17 protein-coding genes and 1 pseudogene are annotated in these 15,873 nt (G+C 28.3%); 12 read left to right on the plus strand and 6 right to left on the minus strand.

The window, feature by feature from the left end:
- The first annotated feature begins 187 nt into the window (after positions 1 to 187).
- The gene (locus CLOPA_RS01105; RefSeq protein ID WP_015613621.1) at positions 188 to 1,438 is read left to right on the plus strand and encodes an EAL domain-containing protein; all 1,251 of its coding nucleotides are present in this window, start codon (positions 188 to 190) and stop codon (positions 1,436 to 1,438) included.
- A 150-nt stretch (positions 1,439 to 1,588) separates the two neighbouring features.
- Here CLOPA_RS01105 and ispF read toward each other — a convergent pair whose 3' ends face one another.
- Both ispF and CLOPA_RS01115 read right to left on the minus strand, forming a co-directional pair.
- On the minus strand, positions 1,589 to 2,062 hold the full coding sequence (gene ispF, locus CLOPA_RS01110; RefSeq protein WP_015613622.1) for a 2-C-methyl-D-erythritol 2,4-cyclodiphosphate synthase: 474 nt from the start codon (positions 2,060 to 2,062) through the stop codon (positions 1,589 to 1,591).
- A gap of 270 nt (positions 2,063 to 2,332) precedes the next feature.
- Positions 2,333 to 2,512 carry a hypothetical protein gene (locus tag CLOPA_RS01115; RefSeq protein ID WP_015613623.1) on the minus strand — a complete coding sequence of 60 codons (180 nt, stop codon included), beginning with the start codon at positions 2,510 to 2,512 and terminating at the stop codon, positions 2,333 to 2,335.
- A 159-nt stretch (positions 2,513 to 2,671) separates the two neighbouring features.
- On the opposite strand from CLOPA_RS01115, the gene CLOPA_RS26360 reads away from it, so the two are divergent.
- The 4 genes and pseudogenes from CLOPA_RS26360 (at position 2,672) to CLOPA_RS01130 (ending at position 5,035) form a co-directional block, all read left to right on the plus strand.
- Positions 2,672 to 2,806, plus strand: a complete 135-nt coding sequence (locus tag CLOPA_RS26360; RefSeq protein ID WP_278246026.1) for a hypothetical protein — start codon at positions 2,672 to 2,674, stop codon at positions 2,804 to 2,806.
- Complete coding sequence (locus CLOPA_RS01120) at positions 2,793 to 3,386, plus strand: class D sortase (protein WP_015613624.1); 594 nt, start codon at positions 2,793 to 2,795, stop codon at positions 3,384 to 3,386. Before CLOPA_RS26360 ends, CLOPA_RS01120 begins: the two co-directional genes overlap by 14 nt.
- 365 nt (positions 3,387 to 3,751) lie before the next feature.
- Positions 3,752 to 4,093, plus strand: a pseudogene (locus CLOPA_RS01125) (polysaccharide deacetylase family protein); the annotation flags it as partial.
- Between the two features lie 30 nt (positions 4,094 to 4,123).
- Positions 4,124 to 5,035, plus strand: a complete 912-nt coding sequence (locus CLOPA_RS01130) for a polysaccharide deacetylase family protein (protein ID WP_015613625.1) — start codon at positions 4,124 to 4,126, stop codon at positions 5,033 to 5,035.
- Positions 5,036 to 5,073: 38 nt separating this feature from the next.
- Here CLOPA_RS01130 and CLOPA_RS01135 read toward each other — a convergent pair whose 3' ends face one another.
- Genes CLOPA_RS01135 through CLOPA_RS01145 form a run of 3 tightly spaced genes read right to left on the minus strand, consistent with a single transcriptional unit; the run spans position 5,074 to position 6,036 of the window.
- Complete coding sequence (locus CLOPA_RS01135; protein ID WP_015613626.1) at positions 5,074 to 5,574, minus strand: anti-sigma-I factor RsgI family protein; 501 nt, start codon at positions 5,572 to 5,574, stop codon at positions 5,074 to 5,076.
- 26 nt (positions 5,575 to 5,600) lie between these two features.
- The gene (locus tag CLOPA_RS01140; protein WP_015613627.1) at positions 5,601 to 5,786 is read right to left on the minus strand and encodes a hypothetical protein; all 186 of its coding nucleotides are present in this window, start codon (positions 5,784 to 5,786) and stop codon (positions 5,601 to 5,603) included.
- Positions 5,787 to 5,796: 10 nt separating this feature from the next.
- The gene (locus tag CLOPA_RS01145; protein ID WP_015613628.1) at positions 5,797 to 6,036 is read right to left on the minus strand and encodes a hypothetical protein; all 240 of its coding nucleotides are present in this window, start codon (positions 6,034 to 6,036) and stop codon (positions 5,797 to 5,799) included.
- A gap of 275 nt (positions 6,037 to 6,311) precedes the next feature.
- Here CLOPA_RS01145 and CLOPA_RS01150 point away from each other — a divergent pair, with 275 nt between their 5' ends.
- A complete protein-coding gene (locus CLOPA_RS01150) occupies positions 6,312 to 6,590 on the plus strand; it encodes a hypothetical protein (RefSeq protein WP_015613629.1) in 279 nt (92 codons plus the stop codon).
- A 60-nt stretch (positions 6,591 to 6,650) separates the two neighbouring features.
- Here the strand turns inward: CLOPA_RS01150 and CLOPA_RS01155 are convergent, their stop codons facing one another.
- Positions 6,651 to 7,643, minus strand: coding sequence for a putative ABC transporter permease (locus CLOPA_RS01155; RefSeq protein ID WP_015613630.1), 993 nt, complete (start codon positions 7,641 to 7,643; stop codon positions 6,651 to 6,653).
- A gap of 324 nt (positions 7,644 to 7,967) precedes the next feature.
- On the opposite strand from CLOPA_RS01155, the gene CLOPA_RS01160 reads away from it, so the two are divergent.
- The 6 genes from CLOPA_RS01160 to CLOPA_RS01185 all read left to right on the plus strand — a co-directional run bounded on the left by CLOPA_RS01160 (position 7,968) and on the right by CLOPA_RS01185 (position 15,507).
- Positions 7,968 to 8,747 (plus strand): YdcF family protein, encoded by a 780-nt coding sequence (locus tag CLOPA_RS01160; protein WP_015613631.1) that lies wholly within the window; start codon positions 7,968 to 7,970, stop codon positions 8,745 to 8,747.
- Between the two features lie 186 nt (positions 8,748 to 8,933).
- Entirely contained in the window at positions 8,934 to 9,806 is an 873-nt protein-coding gene (locus CLOPA_RS01165; protein ID WP_242834250.1) for a L,D-transpeptidase family protein, read from the plus strand.
- 296 nt (positions 9,807 to 10,102) lie between these two features.
- Positions 10,103 to 10,678, plus strand: coding sequence for a nucleoside recognition domain-containing protein (locus CLOPA_RS01170; protein WP_015613633.1), 576 nt, complete (start codon positions 10,103 to 10,105; stop codon positions 10,676 to 10,678).
- 15 nt (positions 10,679 to 10,693) lie between these two features.
- Positions 10,694 to 11,212 (plus strand): spore maturation protein, encoded by a 519-nt coding sequence (locus CLOPA_RS01175; protein WP_015613634.1) that lies wholly within the window; start codon positions 10,694 to 10,696, stop codon positions 11,210 to 11,212.
- Positions 11,213 to 11,478: 266 nt separating this feature from the next.
- Complete coding sequence (locus tag CLOPA_RS01180) at positions 11,479 to 12,108, plus strand: uracil-DNA glycosylase (RefSeq protein WP_015613635.1); 630 nt, start codon at positions 11,479 to 11,481, stop codon at positions 12,106 to 12,108.
- Positions 12,109 to 12,240: 132 nt separating this feature from the next.
- The gene (locus CLOPA_RS01185; RefSeq protein WP_015613636.1) at positions 12,241 to 15,507 is read left to right on the plus strand and encodes a DEAD/DEAH box helicase; all 3,267 of its coding nucleotides are present in this window, start codon (positions 12,241 to 12,243) and stop codon (positions 15,505 to 15,507) included.
- Positions 15,508 to 15,873 lie beyond the last annotated feature (366 nt).

Here is a 15,873-nt window from a genome sequence, read left to right on the forward strand (position 1 = left end):
TATATGTTTTTGCTTTATATAACAAAAAAATAGCTTTAAAATCTATATTTTGATAAATTTCCATGCATAAAAAATATAATATTTAGCCAATTTAAAAGTAAAAAACAACAAATAATGTTGCACAGTATTAATTGTACAAATATAATATACTTATGATAGTAATAAAAAAAGGAAGGCGGGCTGAATTTTGGATACGAAAAAAGAAGGCGTAAGCTTGAATATAAATAATATAATAGAACAGAAAAGTGTTAAATTGGTATTTCAACCGGTAGTATCTGTAATAAAAAAATCAGTTATAGGACTTGAGGCTTTATTTACAGGTTCTTTAGATGATAATGGTAAATTTATAAATAAAGATTATTTATTGACTTATGCATCAAAAGAAGGGGAAGCCATAGAACTAGATAGATTATACAGGGAAAAGGCTTTGGGGAGTTTTGTAAATGTGTACAAAGATAATAAAGAAGCTCTATTGTTTATTGATATAAATATATCCATAATAGATAAATATATAGGTTCTAAAATTTTGTTAAATGTGGTAAATGAATATAAAATAGAACCTAAAAATATTGTGTTGGAAATAGTTGCAGAAAAAATAGATGATATAGAAGCTATGCAAAAATTCATTAATTTTTATAGGAGCAGAGGATTTTTAATTGCACTTAAAGATTTGGGAGCAGGTTTTGCTAATCTGGATATGATTTCTTATGTAGAACCAGATATAATAAAAATTAACAGTGTAATAACTAAGGAGATATCCTATAATTATTATAAACAGGAAATATTCAAATCACTTATAAACTTATCTAAAAAAGTTGGAGCTCTTGTGGTTACTGAAGAAATAGAAACTGAGGCAGAAGCCATGGTAGTTATGGAATTAGGTGCTGATATGATTCAAGGATCAGTATTTAGGGAAGCTATTAATATAGAAAATGTTAATTTATCAGAGATAACAGAAAAAACTAAACAATTATCTATAGGTTATAAGGACTACATGATAGAAGAGATAAATGCAAAAGAAAAAGCGCATGAAGATTATGATAATATAATAAATAATATTATAGATAAACTTGTTAAGGAAAATAAAAAGAATTATGATAATACAATAGACAAAATAGTGGAAGATTACTCTATATTGGAATGTGTATATATTCTAGACAATGATGGATATCAGGTTACCGATACGGCAACCAGATGTAAAAATATGCTATCCCAAAAGGCTCTTATATTTCAACCAGCTAAAAAGGGAACAAATCATGCACTAAAGAAATACTATTATTTCCCAAAGAGTATGCATTTAAATAAATATGTAACAGAACCCTATGTTTCATTGGCTACAGGTAATCTTTGTATAACGATTTCAGCTTATTTTAAAAATACTTCAGGTGAGGATTATATACTTTGTGTAGATTTTAATCCAGATTATATAAATATTTAACATAAAGCATTTAGAAGTTAATTAGTAATATATTATATAAAAATAATGAGGCTAATTAAAAAAAAGTCATATGAATTTTAAAATTCATATGACTTTTTTTATAATAGAAAGTTATTACAAAAATAGTATCCAACACTATTTTAATTTGAATTATATTTCCTCCAGAAGACATATGCTTTGAGAAGAGATCCCTTCGCCACTGCCTGTAAATCCAAGCCCCTCTTCAGTAGTTGCTTTTACATTTACTTTAGCTAAGGATATATTAAGAGTGTCAGCTATATTTTTTCTCATTTCAGGTATATATGGGCTCATTTTAGGCTTTTGAGCTATTATTGTGGCATCTATATTGCCTACCTTATATCCTGAAGACTGTATAAGTTTTCCAACCTCATTTAGCAAGGTAAGGCTACTTATACCTTTGTATTTATCAGCATTATCAGGAAAATGAGTACCTATATCCCCAAGGGCAGCAGCTCCTAATATACTGTCCATTATAGCGTGCAGCAGTACATCAGCATCCGAATGTCCTAATAAGCCCTTGATATAATTTATTTCAATTCCACCAAGTATAAGCTTTCTATCTGATACCAATTTATGTACATCATATCCAAGTCCTATTCTCATATAGTACCTCCACAAAAATAAATATATTGGGTCTGACTCAAAATAGTTTTTTCATCAAATATTTTTCAGTTAACTTGCAAAATTAAATTATTTAGCATAAGAAATAAAAATAATTTCAATACTAAATCCTGTTTTTACATCAATTGTTTCAAGTATTTATACAAAACTTTCATGAATTTAGAATTTTGAGATAATCCCTTGCTTTATAAGATAAAGAATTAACCGGGATTAAATTAACCGGTTAATTACTATTTTAATAAAAAATTTTTATTAAGAAAAGTATCTCTTTTTAGGTATACGTTTACAAGTGGAAGCATCTTTTTTGCTTTTAAATCTATTAGCTATAAATAATTTTTTTATGAATTTCTTTATCCTATTAAAAAATGAAGTATTATGGGCTAATAAAACTTTCCTCTCATTAAAATCTACATATACAATATTATTTTTCATTATAAACCACCCGCCCTTCATTATCATATTAACTATTCTATAATATAATAATACTATTTTATTGAGTAAATGTTAATAGTATTTAAAAAAAAAGTAATTTATATTTTACAAATCGATTAAGGTATATATGGAGTGCTATAATAACAATAATGTTGTTTAATGGATATTCCATTATTAATAGAGATTATTGAAGTATATATCTCTGGAATGGTGTTTTTCATTCTAATTATTAATGCAAGTAATAAAAGTATAAGCAATAAAAGTAATGGAGGTAAAAGTGATGAAAAAATTTAAAATAGTTGGAGGTATTCTTATTGCGGCGGGGATAATAGTAATTTCTTCAGCAATAGGTATGAGATTATGGGCAGCACATAAGGAAAATGCAATGATTAATGATTTTCAAAGGACAATTGCTCAGGAAGATAAGAAACCCAATGCAGATGCAAGTACAGATGCACAACCTCCAGCAGATACTAAAGCTGCTATTGGAGTACTTACAATACCAAAGATAAATTTAAAAGTAGCTATAGGAGAGGGCGTTGATTTAGGCACTTTAAAATATGCAGTAGGGCATTTTAAGGGAACAGCTATGCCAGGACAAAAAGGAAATTTTTGCGTAGCAGGACATAGAAGCTATACTTATAGTGAATATTTTAATAGATTAGGTGAAATTAAAAATGGTGACATAATTAATGTACAAGCTAAAAGTGGTACTTATACTTATAAAGTATATAATATTAGTGTTGTAACCCCTGATCATGTGGAAGTTTTAAATCCAACTTCAGATGCTACAATGACTCTTATTACGTGCACGCCTATAAGAATTGCAACCCATAGACTTATAATTAACGCGAGACTTGTTGAAAAACAATAATATATCTAAAAATAAGTGGATACTAAAAGCAATATCAACTTATTATCCACAAGTTATCAACAATTCTGTGGACAATGTGGACAACTCAATAAGATAAATTACTGATTATATGTAATTAATATAGAAAATTACGAATTTACACAAGTTAATAACATGTAAATTGTGGATAATGTGAATAAGTACTAATAATCTAAAAACATGAATTTTATATTTTATAGTATAATATGGATAAATGTATATTTTTTTGATAAAATATACTAGTAAATTAATATAAAAGTAATCATTATTTAAATTATTGGGAAGGAAGCAGTAATGAAAAGTGAAGAGAAAAAGATCCTAATTATTTAACTACATCACAGCTAAAGGATATGCAAAATAATGGATTGGATATAGAAAGTGGTACATATGAAAATGTAAGGATTGGTGATTTGACCGCTGCACAACAGCTAAAAAGTCTTCAAAATTCAAAACAGCTTGTGGAATCAATTTTGAATAAAAAAGTTAACTATGTGTCCTATCCTTTTGGGAGCTACAATACAAATACTTTAGATGCAGCAAGTAAAGCTGGTTATTTATTAGGACTTAGCAGAGATGGAAAATGGAGTTATAAAACTGATGGAGCATATAAATTAAGTAGAGTTTATATAGGACTAAAACATACTGAAGCTAATTTTGAGGAAAGAATAAATAATAACAATTATCAATAAAGTTATGATATATTCTGAGGAGGCATAGTGGTGAGGACTTTTAAACTAAGAATAGTAGGTATAATTGTAATTATCTTAGTTTTGCTATGTGGTATAGTTACATATAATATAATTACTAACAAAAAAAATAATAATTCATCAGCCAATAATAAACAAGAAATTTTACATAAAGTTTCTGAAATTGGTGTAAAAAAAGATGAGCCTAAATATAATAAGCTGAGAGAGTTTAAGGGAGAAAATTTGATACATAATGACAAACAAATACCAGTACTTATGTATCACAGCATTGCTGATAATAGTATGGTAACTGATACTGCCAGTAAAAGTATTATCTTACCTCCGGAAGCTTTCAAGCAGCAAATGCAGTATCTGAAGGATAATGGGTATACTACTTTAACTTTAGATGAATTATATAATTTCTTAAAAAATGGCAAACCGGTTCCAGAAAAATCAGTGGTTTTAACCTTTGACGATGCTTATGAAGATAACTATACTAACGCATACCCTATACTTAAAGAGTTTGGTTTTAGAGCAACTATTTTTGTTATCACAGGCGGTACAGATAAAATTGGTGCATATTTAACTTCAGCCCAGTTAAAGGAAATGGATGCTAACGGAATTGATATACAGAGTCATACGGTAAATCATGAAGAGCTTGATAAATTGTCTTTGAAAGAGCAGCAGGAAACCTTGGTACAATCAAAACAGTTTCTTGAAAAGCTTCTAAATAAGAAAGTGGATTATATTGCATATCCTTATGGAAAATATAATAATTTTACTGAACAGGCAGCCCAAAATGCAGGGTATACTATGGCATTTACCATAAATAATGGGTGGGCAAATAAAGATACAAATATACTTTTCTTAAACAGGGTATTTGTTAATGCTCTAAAGGGCTTTGATCAATTTAAAGAAAGGCTCACTAATCCAAACTATCAATAAATTTGTATATAAAATAACAGGATAAATTATTAGTATATTTACCTGTTATTTTTTTCTGATCCATTTTCATTTATATTAAGATTCAGTTTTTTAGTTTTCACCTCATCAGAAAACTTAGATATGTCTAAAGTATCACCAGAGATAAAAACAGATATATTATGCTTAAATTGATTTTTGTCTAAAGGATCTATATAATTATTAGCCTCAGCTTTACTTAAAATAATTATTAGTGCCTCGCTTATATTTTTGTTATTAACATTACTTTCATTTATTATATTGTTACCACCTGAAGTTAGGGAGGATGCATCTACTACTTTCCCATATTTATTTACTTTTAAATTTATAGATGTGCCCACATCTATAATCACCAGGCTTGAAGAATATGAATAAATATAGTAGGCAATAATGAATAATAGTATTATTGAGATAAATAATATTATCAAAGGATTTTTAACTTTATTGAGTCTAGGTAAAGACTTATTTTTTTTTAGTTTAAATTCCTCTAAATCTACGGTTTCTGCTCCAGTAATTTTATCCATTGTTATCACCTACAATAAAATTTATGTTATAAAATACCTTCTTGTTTTAATATTTCTTCCAATTGCTGCACTTTTTCTGATAAAAAAACAAATTGTTCTTTTACATTTTTATCTGAAATGATTTTAGAATCAAAATCTTTTTCCATGGTTTCTACAGTAATTAGTGCTTCGTCAATTTTTTGTTTTGCTAGCTCTAGACTTTCTTTATTCATAGTAAGCTCCTCAGTTTATATTATCTTTGTATTTTAAATACTCTTCATTTAGAAAAGGTGCTGGAAATTCAAAAATTTTTTCATGCCCACATAGAGAACAAGTACATTGACAAATATCATAAGTTTCATCATTTATAACTAATATTTCCAATTCGTTTGCTTCGTAATCTCCTCCACAGATTTCACAGGGAGTATTATTTATAACTTTATATTCGCTTTCAATATATTTCATTATATCAGTTAATATCATCTCTTGCCTCCAGTTTAGGAATTATAATTTTTTAAAACTTGTCAATACAAAATATTATAACATATATTTTTTAAAAAGTAACAAAATATATTGACATGCGAACTAATGTTCTGTACAATGTAAATACGAACAGAAGTTCGATGTAATAATACATTTTATAAATTCATATATTTTATATGTAAACAAGTATTAGGTATGGATTATTATAGTCTATTTAATAGATGTTGTTAAAAAGTGTAACTAAATAAATCAATAATAGGATGGAGGATTAATCTATGGATAAAAACAATTTGTTTGTAAAAATCGATTATATAATTAATGGTTCAGAGGATAAATCAGGGGAAAATAAAGTTTTACATAATACTAAAATAAGAAATGCAGATATAAAAGCAACTAAATATTTAATTGGTGGCGGTGTATACAATAAAAGCGGTGGAACTATAATTTTCAAAGCAAAAAATTTAGAGGAAATTAAAAATGTTACCTCCCAAAAGCCGTTAGTCAAAGATTCTTTTATGAGATATGATGTAGTTATATTGCCTAAAAGTATTTAGAAGATATATTAGAAAGCAGTTATCAGCTATCAATAGTTTTGTGTAACCTCTACAAAAATTTTAATGCTTGAATTTCTTTTTGGCTTTCAAATTTATAAGTGTAATCTTTCTTTGTATATCAATTAAAGTTTTAGAACCATATTTAGATTTTAGATTAGGATAAGCTTTAAAGATTCTTGAATGATTATAAGCGATTTTATCTAAAATTCCTTCATAAGTATTCTTTAATTCCTTGATCTTTTTATTAAGAGTATAAATTATATCTTTTTCTTCTTTTGGTAATTTGCTAGATATTTTAAAAACCAAGTTATTAGTTGTATTATCAATTTTATAATTTATATTATCGAGTTTGTTAGATAAATTTTTAGTTGTATTTTCAAAAACATCTGTAACTTTATTTTTTATGTTTCTAGGGGCAGCAGATACGGCTATAGGTTTTATAGAATCACCAATTTGTTTTATTGTATTAAGTTTGCTCCTCAATTCTAAAGAAATATGATAAAGTTCAACAAATAATTCCTTTAGTTTTATTAAAGAAATTATGGTTATATACAAATCTATTATAAAATAACCCATTAATATGTACATAATAGTAATGCCATAGTTTAAAGGTATAGCATTTATTATAGGTTCTATTAGATATGGATGAATAAAAATTAATATAAGCAGCGAAACTAAAAACCATATTGTGGAAAATTTGAGGCAAATTCTACCTTTAAGGTTGAATTTAGTACCAGAATAATCCCACCAAGTAGTATTAAATAGTTTCTCGAGAATAAAGCCTGTAATATATTCAATAAAGGATGGGAAAAAAAGACAACTTAGAATTAAAAATATAATATTATTTTCAAAAGGCTTAGCTAAGGTTATTATAGATATAGCACCAAAGCCATAAACAGGACAAAAAGGACCATTTAAAAAGCCACGATTTACAAACTCTCCTTTAAGTTTAAAAGAATAAAGCACTTCCACACACCAGCCTAAAAAGGAATAAAGAACAAAGTAAAAAAATGCATGATAAAAATCAATACTAAATATAAATAAATATGGCATAAATAGTCTCCTTTTAACTAGCATATATAAATGCTAATTTAGCATAAATTCGATTGGAAAATAATTCAGTAAATCATTAACAACTCTTAATCCCCTTCACAAAATTCACAAATAAATGTAGAAATACCATTACAAAATCTAAAATAAATTTTTTATGAATTAACAATATGTATAATATCATATTTATACTAGTAATTTATATAGAGATATAAGAAAAAACTATGAATATTTTACCAATACTGTATAAATTCATTTGAGAATATATTAAAATTTAACATATATGAGAAAAAATTAGCATGTTACATTTATTGGGAGGATATTTATATGATATATTTGAAGTGTCATGTATTTGAGAAAATTATAATAATGTTGGGGATATTAAGCTTATTGTATTTTATAATATGTTTTTTAACCTTTAACATTATAGTAAATTTTTCGCTTTTTTTTGCGTTAATGGGGATTATTTTCATAGCAGTAGGAATTTTGAGAATTAGCCTAAGAGAAAAATATAAAAATAAAATAATAAAAAGAGCTTTTAGAATATTTAATATTTCCATTATTTTAATTTTATCAGTGTTTATATTTATTGAAGCATGCATTGTATATAGTGCAAATAAAACTGTTAAGGACAAGCCGGATTATATTATGATTTTAGGTGGTGGAATAAGGGGAAGAAATATGCTTCTAATCCAACTTCAGCGAACTGAGAAGGCATTAGAATTTATAAAAAGAAATCCTAATGTGAAAGTTATAGTATCTGGTGGACAAGGAAAGGGAGAAGACATATCAGAAGCGGAGTCTATGAAGGAATACCTTATTAAACATGGTGTTAATAGTGAAAATATATTAAAAGAAGAAAAATCCAAAAATACAATGGAAAATATGAAATATACAGCAGAGATTTTAAATAAAATAGATAGTAGACCTAATCCAAAGATAGCTATAGTTACAAGCAATTATCACGTATTTAGGGCAAAATTTTTAGCAAGACGAGCAGGGCTTAATGTAGAGGGTATAGCAGCACCAGTTAATAATATTTTACTTCCTAATTTTTCTATAAGAGAATGCTTCGCTATAATAAAGTCATTTTTTATGGATAAATAAAATTTTTTTAACATAATTTATGTAAATAGTTAACTATTAATTAAATTTAAAGTATAATAAATTTATAAATTTAATTAATAAATATTAACTAAATTAATCTAAGATAGATATCAATTATAAGAGGAGGAAAATTTATAAGTTAAAATCTTGTTAAGAGAGGGATGGAGAAATAGTATGAGGCGAGTCTTGTTAATAGCAATTATAGGTCTAATAATAGTTTTTACCTTTTCTGCCTGCAGTAACCTGGCTGATATAGGTAGTGCCTTTGCGCATAATTTATCTTCTAGTAAAGATAAAAGTAGTAAAAAAGATAATCCACAGGTAAATAAGTCAGGTAATGTTAGTTCATCTGATGAAAAAAAGTCAACTCCAGCACCACCACCACCAAGAGATGTTCTTAAATCAGGAGAAAAAGGTGATGATGTAAAGGACATTCAAAAAAAACTTAATAAATTTGGCTATACTGTAGATGAAGATGGGGATTTTGGAGAACAGACAGTATATGCGGTAATGGATTTTCAACATAGGCATGGTCTTACCACTGATGGAATAGTAAAAGGTTCCACATTGGATGATCTGAAAAAAGATCCTACGGCTGATGTAATGTATCAGCCTACAGCAGCGGTAGTATCTAATGCTAATTCTGCAAATATTGAAAGTATAGTGAATCAAGTAGATACTCAAAGCTACACTAACTATTATGTTATGGTAAATATAGCACAACAAATGGTATATATCTTTAATGGGACAAATCGTAACTGGAAATTAATAGATTCATTCCAGTGTGCATCAGGAACAGGTGGCACACCTACAGTTTTAGGACATTTTTTTATAGGAATCAAAGGACCTGAATTTAAGTCAGGAGAAGCTATACTTAAATACTATACTCAAATTCAAGGTAATTATTTATTCCACAGCGTTTTATTTGATAAGAATGGTAATTTATTAGATGGTACGCTGGGAAAATCTGCCTCTCATGGTTGCGTAAGGTTGGCTCTTGAAAATGCAAAGTATATTTATGATAATGTGCCTATAGGTTCTGGAATCTGGATACAATAGTTTCAGTTTATAATAATAATTAAATACTAATTAATTGTACTTAGCACTGTCAAAATTATTTAAATTTAGTAATTTTGATAGTGCTTTTTATTTTATGATAAATAAACATCAGCTTACTGGTAATATTTAAACCCCAGGAGTGTAATTTCTCCCAATTTTAATTTTCAACTTGCGAAAGTTTGTTTCGTTATTTTCTATAATGGACAATTGCATATATTAATTCCGCATGGGTAAACGTAAAGTTAAAGTAATTTTAATGACAGCTTGTATATATAAATATATAAGGGGTGATTAACATGATAAATTATATATGGTTTCTTATTATAGCATTTGGTATTATATTTGGACTTATAACAGGGAGAGGTGAAATAGTATCAAAGGCAATTGTGGGTTCAACTACTTCAACAGTACAATTAACAATAGAATTATTAGGATTAATGTGTCTTTGGTGTGGAGTAATGAGAATTGCTGAAAAAAGTGGGTTAACAGATAAATTGGCTAGAATATTAAAACCTATACTTAAGATGATTTTTAAAGATAGCTCTAAAAATGATAAGGTTATGGGGCCCATGATTATGAATTTAACCTCTAATATGATGGGACTTTCCAATGCTGCTACGCCTTTTGGAATTGAAACTATGAGTGAAATGGAGAAAATAAATCCCATTAAAGGTACTGCTACAAATGACATGGCTAGATTTTTAGTTTTGAATGCAGCCTGCATTCAGTTTGTTCCAACTTCAGTTATTTCCATAAGGGCGGCTTGTGGATCTCAAAATCCAGGAATAATTATAGTACCGGCTATAATAACTACAGCTATAGCTGCTGTTATGGGCATGATTTATTGTAAAATTTTGGAGAGATATTTTTGAAGCGGGGTGAAGTAGTTGAATTATGCTATTAAGGCAATAATCCCAATAATCATATTAGTGATAGTAGTTTATGGAATGCTAAAAAATGTAAAGGTATATGAATGCTTTGTAGAAGGGGCAAAGGATGGCATAAGTATATGCATTAAGATATTTCCCTATCTTCTTGCCATGATTATAGCTGTAACTGTCTTTAGAGAGTCTAGAGCTATGGATTATTTTATAGCTTTGGTAAAACCTGTGGTAAAATTCATCGGATTACCTCCGGAACTTGTACCATTAGCTTTAGTTAAGCCTCTGTCAGGTAGTGGTGCTATGGGGATATTTGCAGAAACACTAAAAAAGTATGGGACAGACAGTTACATAGGTTTAGTTGCTTCTATAATGATGGGATCTACTGAAACTATATTTTATACTATAACTGTATATTATGGCTCTGTGGGAATAAAAAAAATAAGACATACTCTTTGGGCAGCAGTATTGGCAGATATTACTGCTATTATTATGGCAGTGACTTTTGCAAAATTTATTATATAACTCACTTTAAAGTTTTTAGTAAAGCTTATGACATGATTACATCACAAAAAGTATATTTAATAAGATATATATACTATATATCGTGAAGATTTCACATTGAAACCACTATAAATGGTATAGTGGAATTTAATTTACAGGTTTTTATGCTTTAATCATGATATAATATAAAAATAAGATGATTAAAAAAGTACAAATTTTGGGGAAATATAATTAGTAGATTTATGATATTATTAAAATAAAATGTTATAAAGCTTGAGGTGATTATTATGCTTCATTGGAAAGAACTTAAAGAAGAAAGTGAAGCTTGTACTAAATGCGGCTTATGTGAGAATAAAATTAATGTAGTTTTTGGAGAAGGTAATGTAAATTCCAAATTGATGTTTATAGGGGAAGCACCTGGAGCGGATGAGGATAGAACTGGGAGACCTTTTGTAGGCAGAGCTGGTCAGCTTCTTACAAAGGCACTTAATGCATTGGAACTAACAAGAGAAAAGAACTATTACATTTGTAATGTATGTAAATGTAGGCCAGAAAATAATAGAACTCCAGTGGAAGAAGAAGCAAAGGCATGCATACCATACTTAAGAAATCAAGTTGCACTTATAAAACCTAAGATAATTGTGTGTTTAGGGGCTGTAGCTATGAAGTATGTTATGGAGGAAGCTTTAAATAATAGTGGAAATTCCTTAGATGAGGCGGAAAGTGAACTTTGGAAGGAAGTATTGAAAACTGGAACTATGAAAATAACTCGGGATAGAGGGAAATGGTTAAAAGTAAAAAATTTTAATATTATGGCTACTTTTCACCCAGCAGCTCTTTTTAGAGATGAAAGTAAAAAGAAATTATTTTGGCAGGATCTTAAAAGTGTGAAAGAAAAACTGGAAAAGTTATATTAAGATTCAGATATAATTAAATGAATAATAAGTGAATTTTATATATTATTTATATTAACAAAATTAAAACAGAATTTTTAATTGAAATAATTTCTTATATTTGGATAAAATATAGATAAGCAGAGGTGAGAAGCGGTGTTTGATATTAAAGAGGAAACGGTAAAGTATTGGGCAGATGAGTTTGTATATAAAAAGGCAGATAATTACTATAAAAAAGGTAACGTTAAAAAAATAAATGTTACTAAGAATTACAATAAGGAACTTGATTCTAATGAGACAAAAATAGAAGCTGTAGTAGTAGATAATGGAGGGGAATTTGCAAACGAAATATGGTTTAATGATAGAACGGGAGTCAATAATATAAAATGCCAGTGCAGAGAGTTTCACAAGTATTCCTTAGATGATAGAATTTGCCCACATATAGCTGCTGCTATGTTTAAATACATAAGAGATAAAAATAGTATAACGGGACGGAAGTATACTATGAGAACGAAGATGCTGATTGATCAAATAAAAAATGGAATTGTAGAAAAAGAGAATATTGGGAAAGAGCTCAGCATGGAAGTAAAGCTTGAAATAAATCCATGGTCGGAAAAAGGTTCAAGTCTGCAATTGAAAATTGGGGAAGATAGATTATATGTGGTTAGAAATATGAGAGAATTCATAAATTCTTATATTGGTAAAAGCCAAAATATAGAGTTTGGCAAGGGATTTACCTTTGATCCAATGGTTCATCATTTTAATGAGGAAGACAGAAAAATTGTAGAACTTATTGAAGAAATTTATGAAGATGATGAAAGAAATTATCAATTTGAATACTCTTACAGCGGCGGAAATAAAATTTTAGTAGGTAAAAAGGCTCATCTTACGGATATTAAGGTGAAAAGATTTTTAAATATAATAAAAGATAGAGAAATAAATATTAGTATAAAGGCTCAAGAGTACAAAAATGTAAAAATTGTTAAGGATTCCATACCTTTAGAGTTTCAATTGGTATCTAAGAATAATGAAATAGAGCTTATACAAAAGGATAGCATACCATATCCAATTACAGAAAATGGAGAATATTTTTTTCGTGAAGGCTTTATATATAAGGTGGAGGAACAGAAAAGAAAATTATATATACCTTTTTATAATGCATTTTTGAAAGAAAGAAAAAATGTAATAAAATTTGATGCAGAGGATAGCGGCAAAATTGCATCTTATATAATACCAAGCTTGGAAAAGATATCGGATAACCTTGTAATAGATACTAGTCTTCAAGAAAAATTTTATAGGGAACCATTAAACACGAAAATATATCTGGATAGGTCAAATGATATGGTAATGGGAACGATTAAATTTTGTTACGGAGATATAAGCATAAATCCTCTGACTAAAGACAATGGTGGTTCTGAAGATTCTATACTCATAAGAGATGTAGAAACAGAATTAAATGTAGTTAAACTATTTAAAAATTATAGATTTCAAAAGTATGGAGATGAATTTATAAATAATGAAGAGGAAGAGATAATTGATTTTCTAAATAACGGTATCAGTACGTTACAGGATTTTTGTGAAATATATTATTCAAATTCTTTTAAAAATTTTAAGATATATGGAACCCCATACTATAGTGGTGGAATAAAATTAAATGATAATGATTTGCTAGAATTTAATTTTCAAATAGAAGGCGTGGATAAAAAGGAACTAAAAAATATATTTGAGGCTTTAAGGCAGAAGAAAAAATATTATAGATTGAAAAAAGGAGGCTTTGTGCCGTTAGAGTCTGAAGAGATAAAAAATATTGGAAATATGATTGACTTTTTGGATATAAAGGACTCTGATCTGGAAAAGGATGCAGTAATAATTCCAAAGTACAGTTCAATGTACATAGATGAAAATATAAAACTATATAGCATGGACTATATTAAAAAAAATAATAAGTTTACACAACTTATAAATAGCATTAAGGATGTAAAAGATGCAGACTTTTCTGTACCTATAGTTCTCGAAAAAATTATGAGAAAATACCAAAAGGTTGGATTTAAATGGCTAAAGACTTTAGCTAGCTGTGGATTTGGTGGGATACTTGCTGATGAAATGGGGCTTGGAAAAACTTTGCAGATAATTAGCTTTTTGGCTTCAGAAACAGAAAAAGGAGACAGTGTGCCTAGTCTTGTAATAGCACCAACCTCTTTAGTTTATAATTGGCTTTCCGAGATTGAAAAATTTTATCCAAATTTAAAGGCCTTAGTAGTATCTGGTTCTAAAGAACAAAGAAGAAAACTTATAGAGAGCTCCAATGAGTATGATATTTTAATAACATCTTATCCGCTTATAAGAAGGGATATTGAATATTATAATCCTATAGAGTTCAAGTATTGCATTTTAGATGAAGCACAGCAGATAAAAAATCCTAATTCTATAAATGCCAAGTCTGCAAAGGAAATAAAAGCTAAAAATTATTTTGCATTGACTGGAACGCCTATTGAAAATTCTCTTACGGAACTTTGGTCAATATTTGATTTTATTATGCCGGGATATCTTTTGTCGCATGGTAAATTCGTAAAAAAATATGAAGCACCCATCGTAAAAGCGAATGACAAAAATGCTTTGGATGAGCTTAATAAACATATAAGACCTTTTATATTAAGAAGATTAAAAAGTGAGGTCATAAAAGAACTTCCTCCTAAAATTGAACATAAGATAGCTGTAGAAATGACTGAGGAGCAAAAGAAAATTTACGCTGCCTATTTACAAAATGCTAAAGAGCAAATAGATAATAATATTAAGCAAAAAGGGTTTAACAAGAGTAAACTTATGATATTATCTATACTGACAAGGTTAAGACAAATTTGTTGCGATCCTTCTATATTTATAGAAAATTATAAAGGAGATAGTGGAAAGCTTGCAGCCTTGGATGATATAATCGAAAATAGTATAAATTCTGGACACAGAATATTGCTTTTCTCGCAGTTTACCAGTGTTTTAAAAAATATAGGTAAATTTCTAAGTACTAAAAATATAGAGTACATGTATTTGGATGGTCAGACAAAGATGGAAGAAAGAGGACATATGGTAACAGCTTTTAATCAGGGAAAGGGAGATATATTCCTTATATCCTTAAAAGCAGGAGGAACTGGACTTAATTTAACTGGAGCAGATGTAGTTATACACTATGATCCATGGTGGAATCCAGCAGTTGAACAACAAGCTTCTGACAGGGCTCACAGAATTGGTCAAAAGAAAACTGTAGAAATAATAAAGCTTATAGCTGTTGGAACTATTGAAGAAAAGATATATGAACTTCAAGAGAAAAAAAGGGATATAATAAAAAGTGTTATGGATATTGATAATTCTGAAGAGGCCATAATTTCAAAGATGTCAGAAGAAGAAATAAGAGACTTACTGAGTAGTTAAAGCATCTTTAAATTTTTTATAAGTATAAATTAAGTATATAATAGGTATGTTTAAACCTAGTATTGACAATAGAAAAAATATGTAATAACATAAAAATGTAAGCTAAACTAAAAAATGTTGTTATAATATTTTAAATGTTGTTAATAATATGAAATAGATAATTGAAGAAGAATGCATTGATGGGAAGAGTAACAATTGGAAGTATTTATAAGAGAGCTGAGAGTGGTGAAAATCAGTAATGCCTATATTTGTGAACATGGCCCCTGAGCAGTATATCTGACTAAAGCTGGTGTATGAGAATTACATATAGTTTAGTAGGATATAACGAAAAGCACACGTTAAAGTGCAAGGTGATGAAATTTATAT

It is taken from the genome of Clostridium pasteurianum BC1, from assembly GCF_000389635.1.
GTDB classification, from domain to species: domain Bacteria; phylum Bacillota; class Clostridia; order Clostridiales; family Clostridiaceae; genus Clostridium_I; species Clostridium_I pasteurianum_A.

Excerpts from the sequence above, each read along its gene's own strand:
- ispF (WP_015613622.1), bottom strand. The coding sequence starts at position 2,062 with ATGAGAATAGGACTTGGATATGATGTACATAAATTGGTATCAGATAGA.
- CLOPA_RS01115 (WP_015613623.1), bottom strand. The coding sequence starts at position 2,512 with ATGAAAAATAATATTGTATATGTAGATTTTAATGAGAGGAAAGTTTTA.
- CLOPA_RS26360 (WP_278246026.1), top strand. The coding sequence starts at position 2,672 with ATGGATATTCCATTATTAATAGAGATTATTGAAGTATATATCTCTGGA.
- CLOPA_RS01120 (WP_015613624.1), top strand. The coding sequence starts at position 2,793 with ATGAAAAAATTTAAAATAGTTGGAGGTATTCTTATTGCGGCGGGGATA.
- CLOPA_RS01135 (WP_015613626.1), bottom strand. The coding sequence starts at position 5,574 with ATGGATAAAATTACTGGAGCAGAAACCGTAGATTTAGAGGAATTTAAA.
- CLOPA_RS01140 (WP_015613627.1), bottom strand. The coding sequence starts at position 5,786 with ATGAATAAAGAAAGTCTAGAGCTAGCAAAACAAAAAATTGACGAAGCA.
- CLOPA_RS01145 (WP_015613628.1), bottom strand. The coding sequence starts at position 6,036 with ATGATATTAACTGATATAATGAAATATATTGAAAGCGAATATAAAGTT.
- CLOPA_RS01150 (WP_015613629.1), top strand. The coding sequence starts at position 6,312 with ATGGATAAAAACAATTTGTTTGTAAAAATCGATTATATAATTAATGGT.
- CLOPA_RS01155 (WP_015613630.1), bottom strand. The coding sequence starts at position 7,643 with ATGCCATATTTATTTATATTTAGTATTGATTTTTATCATGCATTTTTT.
- CLOPA_RS01160 (WP_015613631.1), top strand. The coding sequence starts at position 7,968 with ATGATATATTTGAAGTGTCATGTATTTGAGAAAATTATAATAATGTTG.
- CLOPA_RS01170 (WP_015613633.1), top strand. The coding sequence starts at position 10,103 with ATGATAAATTATATATGGTTTCTTATTATAGCATTTGGTATTATATTT.
- CLOPA_RS01180 (WP_015613635.1), top strand. The coding sequence starts at position 11,479 with ATGCTTCATTGGAAAGAACTTAAAGAAGAAAGTGAAGCTTGTACTAAA.